The organism is Amycolatopsis sp. NPDC005003 (assembly GCF_053600695.1).
In genome coordinates this window covers 1-9,262 of record NZ_JBSGAI010000105.1, presented here as the reverse complement: position 1 = coordinate 9,262, position 9,262 = coordinate 1, and the positions used below count along the sequence as shown (strand labels likewise).

The following is a 9,262-nucleotide window of genomic DNA, read 5'->3' as shown; positions in this document are numbered from 1 at the left end:
CCCGACTCTCCCCACGAGCCGACCACCGCAGAGGCCCGCCGGGTGGCCCCCCCCCACGGCCGCGAGGGCGCGCGAGAACTGCTCGACGTGCCGGTCGTCGACATCACCGAGGCCGCCGCGCACCTGGCCTGCCTGCTCGGCCGCCGCTACGGCGTGGTGACCACTTTGGACCGGACGTGCGGGCTGATCGAGGACAGCCTGCACGCCGCCGGGGTCGCGCAGAACTGCGTCACGGTCACCGGCGCCGGCCTCGGGGTGCTGGAACTGACCGACGAACGCCGGACCGAGTCGGCGTTGCTCACCGCGGGCCGCCGCGCGCGGGACGCCGGGGCCGAGGTGCTCGTGCTCGGCTGCGCCGGGATGACCGGGCTGGACCGGAAGATCGCGAGGATGCTGGACATTCCGGTCATCGACGGCGTCGCGGCCGCGGTCCGGCTCGCCGAGTCCCTGGTGGCACTGGGGTTGAAGACGAGCCGCGCGGGGTCGTACGCGAAGCCGTTGGACAAGCGCCGCACCTGGTCTGGTTGACACCTCCGGCCCCGCCTGGTCAGAATCCCTGCAGCCGTACCGCCGCCCGGTGACGACTTGGGGATTTTGCCGTCCCCGGAAGGCGGTCGAGGTGCGAAGCGTTCTGGGCGCGCTGGCGTTGTCGGTGTGCATGGTCCTGGTCCCGGTGAGCGGGACGGCGGTGGCCGCGTCGCCACCGCACACCGTCGTCACCGACGGTGCCGAACTCGCGAACATCAAGCAGGCGATCCGCAGCGGCCACGCGACTGCGGTCCAGCGTGACGCGCTGAAAGCCGTGCTGGCCAAGGCGAACACCGCGCTCACCGACGGGCCGTGGTCGGTCATGGACAAGCCGTCGGCGCCCCCGAGCGGCGACAAGCACGACTACATGAGCCAAGCGCCTTACTGGTGGGCGAGCCAGCCGAAGACCCCGGAGAACCCGCAGGGCTGCCCGTACGTCAGCAAGGACGGCCAGCGCAACCCGGAGGCCGACGCGATCACCGACCACACCTACCGGATGTGGGCGTGGGACGCGATGTACTACCTCTCGCTGGCCTGGTACTACACCGGCGACGCGAAGTACGCGAAGCGGGCGGCGCTGGACATCCGGACGTGGTTCCTCGACCCGGCCACGAAGATGAACCCGAACATGACGTACTCGCAAATCGTGCCCTGCCGCAACACCGTCAGCGGCACCGGGATCATCGACTCGACGCAGTCGTTCAGCCAGCTGATGGACGCGTTCGCGCTGCTCGACGGCGGCGCGCCCGGCTGGACCGGGAAGGACAGGTCCGGGATCAAGGCGTGGCTCACGCAGTACCTGAACTGGATGCAGACCAGCCCGCAGGCGAAGCTGGAACTGGCCGCCACCAACAACCACGGCACGTTCCTCGACATGCAGAACGCGACGATCTCGGCGTACCTGGGGCACCGCGACGCGGCACGGAAGATCGTGCTGGACGCCGAGCAGAAGCGCTTCCCGGTGCAGTTCGCCGCCGACGGCAGCCAGCCCCTCGAGCTGTCGCGCACGATGTCGTGGCACTACGTCAACTTCAACCTCACGGCGTGGGGCCGGATGGCGGAGGTCGGCAAGAACCTCGGCGTCGACGTCTGGAAGTACCGCGCCTCGAACGGGGTGACGCTGCGGAAGGTGGTCGACCAGCTGATCCCCGGCGCGCTGCACGGCGCATCGGCCTGGCCCCACCAGCAGATCGGGGTCTTCGACCAGTCGATCGCGGCGGACATCTTCCACGCCGCCGCCGAAGAAGCCCACGACCCGGACGCGGCGGCCGCGCTCAAGCAGATGCCGCTACCCACGGGCGGCGACACGTGGCCGGTGCGAGTGTCCTGCTTCCCGCTCGACCCACCCCTGCGCTGACCCCTCGTGAGTGGTAATTCGGGTTCTAACCCGAATTACCACTCACGACCAGCCGCGGCAGACTGCTTTCGATCAGTCCACCAGCACCGAAAGCGCGTTGTCCCGCAGGAACTTCTTGCGGTTCTCGTCGCCGAGACCACTGAGCCGGTCGTAGAAGTCGGCCGGCTCGGCCAGTCCTTCGGCGTGCGGCCAGTCCGAGCCCATCACGAGCGAGTCCGCGGTGCCCAGCCGGTCGACGAGGCCCACGATGTCGTCCTCGGGATACGGCACCACCTTGACGTGCTTGTGGAAGATCCGGCTCGGGCGCTCGGGCAGCTGCCCGCCGAGCCAGATGCCGTTGCGGCCCATGCCGCGGCTCTTGTCCATGTGCTTGAGGAAGTGCGGCACCCACTCGGCGCCGAACTCGCTCACCACGACCTGGATGTCCGGGAAGCGGCCGAAGAGGTTGTCGAAGATCAGCGCCGACAGCGTGTCGGTGATCGGCCGTTCGCCGTAGGTGTTCTGCCACTGCCAGGCCGAGAACTGGAACGGCGGCACGAGCCCCCAGCCCCACTGCGACGCCACATTGGACTGGTAGTGGAACTCGGAGATGTGGAACGCCACGCGCGCCTTGGCCTCGTTGATCCGCGACCAGATCGGGTCGAAGTACGGGTCGCCGGGGGAGCGGCCGTAGGCCGGCCCGGCGGGCAGCAGGACGAACCGGGCACCGGCCGCGAGCACGGTGTCCAGCTCGGCCACCGCCCGGTCGAGGTCGCGCAGGGACAGCATCGCCGGCGCGTAGATCCGGTCCTTGTAGTTGAAGCCCCAGTCCTCGTCGATCCAGCGGTTGAAGGAATGCAGGTTGTCGTACAGCGGGTCGATCCCGTCCAGGTACGCCTCGGCCATCAGCGCCCAGCCGCCCGGGTACATCAGCCCGCGTTCGATCTGCTGCTCGTCCATCTTGGCCAGCCGGGCGTCGTGCCGGAGGTACTCGTCCTTGATGTCCTCGAAGAACCGCTCGGACTCGGACTCGACGCCCAGCGACCGCTGCCGCAGCATCTCGGCCAGCGAACCCGGCACGTACGCCTTGTCGAGGTCGTTCTCGAGCGCGTTGACGATCTTGTGGTTGGCGAGCAGGACCTTCTTCCCGGACGCCAGCCGCACGGTCTGGATCGCGGAGTCCTTCTTGGCCTCCGGCATGAACCGCGTGAAGCAGTCCTCGGTCTCGTAGGAATGGGTGTCGAAGTCGATCATCTGGTAGGGCAGCTTGCCGGCCATCGTGGTTCTCCTTGTCTTTCGGTCAGCAGAATCTCGGTCAGGTGAGTTCGGCGCAGCGTGCGAACGCTTGCCGGGTCAGGTGGGTGATCGAGCCCCCGTGGTGCCCGGCCCGCAGGGCGCTGGTGAGGCAGGACACCGCGATCGCCGCGGCCAGCGTGTGGCCGAGGTCCGGCCGGCCGAGGCCGGCTTCGCGCGCCAGCTGGGCCGCGATTTCGCGTTCCCAGCGCAGCCGGAGCCGGAGGCTGCGGGCCTCCAGGGCCGGCGTGGTCATGACGAGGTGGGTGAGCCGCTGGCCGCTGGTGGCCGGGTCGGCGACCGAGCGGTGGGCGAACCGGCACACCGGTTCGGCGAGCGCGGCCACGGTGCGGCGGCGGTCGCGCCGCTGGGCCACCAGGGCGACCAGTTCACCCGCCGACGCGTCCTCCCCGCTGAAGAGCACGTCCTCCTTGGCCCGGAAGTAGCGGAAGAACGTCGCGCTGGAGATCCCGGCCCTGGCGGCGATCTGCTCCACGGTCGTGTGGTCGTAGCCGTGCCGTTCGAAGAGCTCGAGCGCGGCCGTCTCGACGTCGGCCGCGGTCCGCAGCCGGTTCCGCTCCCGCAGGGTCATGGCTGCGATGCTATGTCGGCCTGAGAGACTCTCGCAAGAGCATCGGGTAAATTATCTAACTAATAGATATGGATAGATGAATCAGCGACTGCTAGCATCGGCGGCATGACGACGCAGATGGCCGTCGCGGACGGCCTGTTCACGTGGCCCGCCGCCGAACCCAGGCTGATCGCATCCCGCGGGGACGACGGTGTCCTGTCGTTCCCCGCCCGCCCTGGCGAGGAGCAGCACCTGCTCGGCCGCCGCGGCACGCTGTGGGCGTTCACGACCCAGCAGTTCCGGCCGCCTTCGCCGCCGTACGACGGCAATGACACCGACGAAACCTTCCGGCCGTACGCGCTGGGGTACGTCGAGCTGCCCGGCGAGCTGCTGGTGCAGGCGCGGTTCACCGAGCCCGATCCGGCGAAGCTGCGGATCGGGCAGCCGATGGAGCTGCGGATAGTTCCCTACACCACCCGGGAGGACGGCACCGAGGTGCTCACCTACGCGTTCGCGCCGGTGGCGTCATGAGCACGCCGGACGTGGCGATCGTCGGCGTCGGCCTGCACCCGTTCGGCCGGCACGGCGACAAGCAGGCGCTGCAGATGGGCGCCGAGGCGGCCCGGGCGGCGCTGGCCGACGCCGGCACCGAGTGGTCCCGGGTCCAAACGGCGTACGTCGGCAGCTACGAGGTGTCGAACCCCGACGCGATCGTCGGCCTGCTGGGACTCACCGGCATCCCGGTGCGCGGCGTCTTCAACGGCTGCGCCACCGGGGGCACGTCCCTGCAGCTGGCCGCGGCGGCCATCCGGCACGGCGAGGCCGACGTCGCGATGGCGATCGGGATGGACAAGCACCCGCGGGGCGCGTTCGCCGCCGACCCCGCGGTGGCCGGGCTGCCCGCCTGGTACGGCCGGACCGGCTTGTTCCTCACCACCCACTTCTTCGGCACGAAGATCAACAAGTACCTGCACGACCACGGCGTGTCCGTCGAAAGCCTGGCGAAGATCGCCGCCAAGAACCTGCGCAACGGCTCGATCACCCCGCACGCCTGGCGGCAGAAGCCGTTGTCCGAGCGGGAGATCCTCGACGCTCCCGTGGTGAACCACCCGCTGACGCGGTACATGTACTGCGGGCCGGACGAGGGCGCCGCGGCCGTCGTGCTGTGCCGGGGTGACCTCGCCCGGGAATTCACGTCGTCGCCGGTGTACGTGCGCGCCTCGGAACTGCGGTCCCGGCGGTTCGGTGCCTTCGAGCTGCAGAGCCCGTCCTTGCCGCTGACCAGCGCGCCGAGCCCCACGGTCGACGCGTCCCGGGCCGCCTACGAGGTCGCGGGCATCGGCCCGGACGACGTGCGGGTCGCCCAGCTGCAGGACACCGACGCCGGATCCGAACTGATCCACCTGGCGGAGAACGGGTTCTGCGCCGACGGCGAGCAGGAGCAGTGGCTCGCCGAGGGCGCCACCGAGATCGGCGGCCGGCTGCCGGTGAACACCGACGGCGGCCTGATCGCCCACGGCGAGCCGATCGGCGCCTCCGGCCTCCGCCAGATCTACGAAATCGTGCTCCAGCTGCAGGGCCGCGCCGGTGCCCGCCAGGTCGGCGGCGACCCGGGGGTCGGCTACACCCACCTCTACGGCGCGCCCGGCGCGTCCGCCGTGACGATCCTGTCCCGCTAGCTCCGCAGACGAAAGGTGACGGCAATGGATATCCGTGACGGGGTCGCCGTGGTGACCGGCGGAGCGTCCGGGCTCGGCCTGGCGACCACCCAGGCCCTCCTCCGCGCCGGTGCGCGCGTGGTGATCCTCGACCTGCCCGGCTCGGACGGCGAGCAGGTGGCCGCCGGGCTCGGCGACGGCGTCCGGTTCGCCCCCGCCGACGTCCGGGATCCCGAGCAGGTCGCGGCCGCGCTCGACGTCGCGGACTCGCTCGGTGCGCTGCGCGTGGCGGTCAACTGCGCGGGCACCGGGAACGCCGTCCGGATCCTCGGCCGGAACGGGGTGTTCCCGCTGCCGGAGTTCACGAAGATCGTCGAGATCAACCTGATTGGCACCTTCAACGTGATCCGGCTGGCCGCCGAACGCATGGCGAAACAAGAACTCTCCGGCGAGGAGCGCGGCGTGGTGGTCAACACCGCGTCGGTGGCGGCCTTCGACGGGCAGATCGGCCAGGCGGCCTACTCCGCGTCGAAGGCCGGTGTCGCGGGCATGACCCTGCCGATCGCCCGTGACTTGGCCGGCCACCGGATCCGGGTGGTCACCATCGCGCCGGGGCTGTTCGACACCCCGCCGATGGCCGCGGCGCCCGAGGAACTGCGCGCCGCGCTGGGCAAGCAGGTGCCGCACCCCTCCCGGCTCGGCGATCCGGCCGAGTTCGCCGCGCTGGTCGCCCACGTCGTGGCCAACGCGATGCTCAACGGCGAAGTGATCCGGCTCGACGGCGCGATCCGGATGAGCCCGCGATGACCGCGGCGGACACCGCGGCGCTGCTCGTCCGGCTGGTGGTCGGGGCGACGATGGCCGCGCACGGGTACAACCACCTGTGGGGCGGCGGCGGGGTCGACGGCACCGCCCGCTGGTTCGCCTCGCTCGGCATGCGCCCGGCCCGGCTGCACGCGCTGCTCAGCGGGGCCGGCGAGCTGGCCGCGGGCGCGGCGCTCGCCGCCGGTTTCCTGACGCCGCTCGCCGCCGCGTTCGTGGTCGGCACGATGGCGGTCGCCGGGATCACCGCCCACCGGGCCAACGGGTTCTTCGTGTTCAAGGACGGCTACGAGTACGTCCTGATGATCGCGGTCGTCTGCGCGGCACTCGCGCTCACCGGGCCGGGCGGGTTCTCGCTGGACCACGCCCTCGGCTGGGACGGCGTGTTGTCGGGCGGGACCGGGCTGGCGCTCGCCGCCGGCGGTGGCGTGCTCGGTGCGGTGGCGCTGCTCGCCGCGACCTGGCGACCCGAGCGAATCGGACAGAGGAGCAAGCATGCGTGACGCGGTGATCGTCGAAGCGGTGCGGACACCGGTCGGCAAGCGGGGCGGCGGACTGTCCGGGGTGCACCCGGTCGACCTGTCGGCCCACGTGCTGACCGCGCTGGCCGAGCGCAGCGGGCTCGACCCGGCCCTGGTCGACGACGTGGTGTGGGGCTGTGTCGGGCAGGCGGGCGAGCAGACCGCGGACATCGCGCGCACGTCGGTCCTGGCGGCCGGCTGGCCCGAGTCGGTGCCCGGCGTGACCGTCGACCGCCAGTGCGGTTCGTCGCAGCAGGCCGTGCACTTCGCCGCGGCCGGGGTCGTCTCCGGGCAGTACGACGTGGTCGTCGCCGGTGGTGTCGAGTCGATGTCCCGGGTGCCCATGGGGTCCTCGGCGATGGGGCAGGACCCGTACGGCCCGCGCTACCTCGCCCGCTACGACGGCGCGTACCCGAACCAGGGGGTCGGCGCGGAGATGATCGCGCGGCAGTGGGGATTCAGCCGGACCCGCCTGGATGAGTTCTCCCTCGGCAGTCACGAGAAGGCCGCCGCGGCCCAGGACGAGGGCCGGTTCGACGCGCAGATCGCACCGGTCACCCTCGATGACGGAACCGTGGTCGCTCTGGACGAAGGCATCCGCCGCGGCGGAACCCTCGAGTCCCTGGCCGGCCTGCGGACGGCGTTCGACGAGAACGGGACGATCACCGCGGGGAACTCCTCGCAGATCTCCGACGGGTCGGCCGCCCTGCTGATCACGACGAGTGCCAAGGCTACCGAGCTGGGCCTGCGCCCCCTGGCCCGCGTGCACACCGCCGTGCTGGCCGCGGCCGACCCGGTGATCATGCTGACGGCGCCGATCGACGCCACGCGGAAAGCGCTGTCACGCAGCCGCCTGGCGATCGACGAAATCGGCGCGTTCGAAGTGAACGAGGCGTTCGCCCCGGTGCCGCTGGCCTGGCTCGCCGACCTCGGCGCGGACGTCAAAGCACTCAACCCGAACGGCGGGGCGATCGCGCTGGGCCACCCGCTGGGCGGCTCCGGCGCCCGGCTGATGACGACGCTGGTGCACCACATGCGGGACCACGGGATCCGCTACGGACTGCAGACGATGTGCGAGGGTGGCGGTCAGGCCAACGCCACCATCCTGGAACTGCTCGGCTGAGCCGGGGAAGAAGGCACGACATGGCGGACGAAGTCCTCCTGGACCGCGACGGCGCGACCCTGATCATCACGATGAACCGGCCGGAAGCGCGCAACGCGGCGAACGGCGCGCTCGCGCGCGGTGTCGCGGACGCACTGGACCGGCTCGACGAGGACCACTCCCTCGTCACCGCCGTGCTCACGGGCACCGGCGGGAACTTCAGCTCCGGAATGGACCTGAAGGCCTTCCTCACCGGGGACACCCCGGACATCCCGGGCCGCGGGCTGCTGGGGTTGGCCGCCTGCCCGCCGGTCAAGCCGATCATCGCCGCCGTCGAGGGGTACGCGCTCGCCGGCGGCTGCGAGATCGCGCTGGCCTGCGACCTGATCGTGGCCGCCCGCGACGCCCGGTTCGGGCTGCCGGAGACGAAACGCGGGCTCGTCGCCGGTGGCGGCGGCCTCCTGCGCCTGCCCCAGCGGATCCCGCGGGGGATCGCCCTGGAATACGCGCTCACCGGCGACCAGTTCGGCGCCGAGGAGGCCGCGCGGTGGGGCATGGTGAACCGGCTGACCGAGCCGGGCGGGGCACTGGCCGCGGCGCGCGAACTGGCCGCGCGGATCGCGGCGAACGGCCCACTGGCCGTGTGCGCGACCAAGCAGATCGTGGCGGAGGCGGGCGACTGGCCGGCCACCGAGCAGTGGGAACGCCAGCGCGTCGTGACCGATCCGGTGTTCGCCTCGGCCGACGCCATCGAGGGCGCCCGTGCGTTCGCCGAGAAGCGTCAGCCGGTCTGGAGCGGACGCTGAGCGGCCCCGAGCGGCACTGGGTCGGGTCCGACTTCCAGGAGCCGCCGCGGACCGAGGGCGGGGTCGCGCTGTGCGGCGCCTGCCGGCTCACCGGCACGTGCCGGCTGGGCGTCGAACACGAACGGCTGGACGGCGTCGACACCGCCCTGTTCGACGTCCGCTGCCCGCGCGACCAGGAAGGCGGCCCCGACGTCGCCCACGGCGGCTGGACCGCGGCGGTGCTCGACGAGTGCCTCGGGCACATCGCCCTGCTGCAAGGGGCGCTGACGGTCACCGCCGAGCTGAGTGTCAGCTTCGTCAAGCCGGTGCCGGTCGAGCGGCCGATCGAGGTCCGCGCCTGGGTGGAACGCCGGGCGGGGTCCCGCTGGTACATCCAGGGCGAGATGGTCCTGCTGCCCGGCCGGGCGCTGCTGGCCAAGGCGTCGGGCATCTGGGTCCGGCGCGACCCCGCGCACTTCGACCGCCACCAGCGCTGGCTCGCCGAGCAGGACGCCGACCGGCCGCCGCCGTCGTGAGTGGTAATTCGGGTTAGAACCCGAATTAAAACAAAAAACAACCAACAGGCGGCCCCGCCCAAGCCGAGGGGCACACAACGGAAGGAGGGGGGGGGGGGGGAGGGGGGAGG

At 71.5% G+C, this 9,262-nt stretch carries 11 protein-coding genes; 9 read left to right on the top strand and 2 right to left on the bottom strand.

Annotation, left to right across the window (positions count from 1 at the left end):
- Positions 1 to 528: aspartate/glutamate racemase family protein (locus tag ACWED2_RS48160; RefSeq protein WP_449697212.1), on the top strand; the 528-nt coding region annotated here is incomplete at its 5' end.
- A gap of 91 nt (positions 529 to 619) precedes the next feature.
- On the top strand, positions 620 to 1,885 hold the full coding sequence (locus tag ACWED2_RS48155; RefSeq protein WP_449697211.1) for an alginate lyase family protein: 1,266 nt from the start codon (positions 620 to 622) through the stop codon (positions 1,883 to 1,885).
- A gap of 72 nt (positions 1,886 to 1,957) precedes the next feature.
- On the opposite strand, the gene ACWED2_RS48150 is transcribed toward ACWED2_RS48155, so the two are convergent.
- The gene (locus tag ACWED2_RS48150; RefSeq protein WP_449697210.1) at positions 1,958 to 3,142 is read right to left on the bottom strand and encodes an amidohydrolase family protein; all 1,185 of its coding nucleotides are present in this window, start codon (positions 3,140 to 3,142) and stop codon (positions 1,958 to 1,960) included.
- 37 nt (positions 3,143 to 3,179) lie between these two features.
- Positions 3,180 to 3,749, bottom strand: coding sequence for a TetR family transcriptional regulator (locus ACWED2_RS48145; RefSeq protein ID WP_449697209.1), 570 nt, complete (start codon positions 3,747 to 3,749; stop codon positions 3,180 to 3,182).
- Between the two features lie 105 nt (positions 3,750 to 3,854).
- Here ACWED2_RS48145 and ACWED2_RS48140 point away from each other — a divergent pair, with 105 nt between their 5' ends.
- Genes ACWED2_RS48140 through ACWED2_RS48110 form a run of 7 tightly spaced genes read left to right on the top strand, consistent with a single transcriptional unit; the run spans position 3,855 to position 9,152 of the window.
- Positions 3,855 to 4,259, top strand: a complete 405-nt coding sequence (locus tag ACWED2_RS48140) for a Zn-ribbon domain-containing OB-fold protein (protein WP_449697208.1) — start codon at positions 3,855 to 3,857, stop codon at positions 4,257 to 4,259.
- Positions 4,256 to 5,407, top strand: coding sequence for a thiolase family protein (locus ACWED2_RS48135; protein WP_449697207.1), 1,152 nt, complete (start codon positions 4,256 to 4,258; stop codon positions 5,405 to 5,407). The genes ACWED2_RS48140 and ACWED2_RS48135 overlap by 4 nt, the downstream gene beginning before the upstream one ends.
- Positions 5,408 to 5,431: 24 nt before the next feature.
- A complete protein-coding gene (locus ACWED2_RS48130) occupies positions 5,432 to 6,193 on the top strand; it encodes a 3-hydroxyacyl-CoA dehydrogenase (protein ID WP_449697206.1) in 762 nt (253 codons plus the stop codon).
- Positions 6,190 to 6,711, top strand: a complete 522-nt coding sequence (locus ACWED2_RS48125; protein WP_449697205.1) for a DoxX family protein — start codon at positions 6,190 to 6,192, stop codon at positions 6,709 to 6,711. Before ACWED2_RS48130 ends, ACWED2_RS48125 begins: the two co-directional genes overlap by 4 nt.
- Entirely contained in the window at positions 6,704 to 7,852 is a 1,149-nt protein-coding gene (locus tag ACWED2_RS48120; protein ID WP_449697204.1) for a thiolase family protein, read from the top strand. Before ACWED2_RS48125 ends, ACWED2_RS48120 begins: the two co-directional genes overlap by 8 nt.
- A gap of 20 nt (positions 7,853 to 7,872) precedes the next feature.
- Complete coding sequence (locus ACWED2_RS48115; protein ID WP_449697203.1) at positions 7,873 to 8,637, top strand: crotonase/enoyl-CoA hydratase family protein; 765 nt, start codon at positions 7,873 to 7,875, stop codon at positions 8,635 to 8,637.
- Positions 8,529 to 9,152 carry a PaaI family thioesterase gene (locus ACWED2_RS48110; protein WP_449697202.1) on the top strand — a complete coding sequence of 208 codons (624 nt, stop codon included), beginning with the start codon at positions 8,529 to 8,531 and terminating at the stop codon, positions 9,150 to 9,152. The genes ACWED2_RS48115 and ACWED2_RS48110 overlap by 109 nt, the downstream gene beginning before the upstream one ends.
- The last annotated feature ends 110 nt before the right edge of the window (positions 9,153 to 9,262 follow it).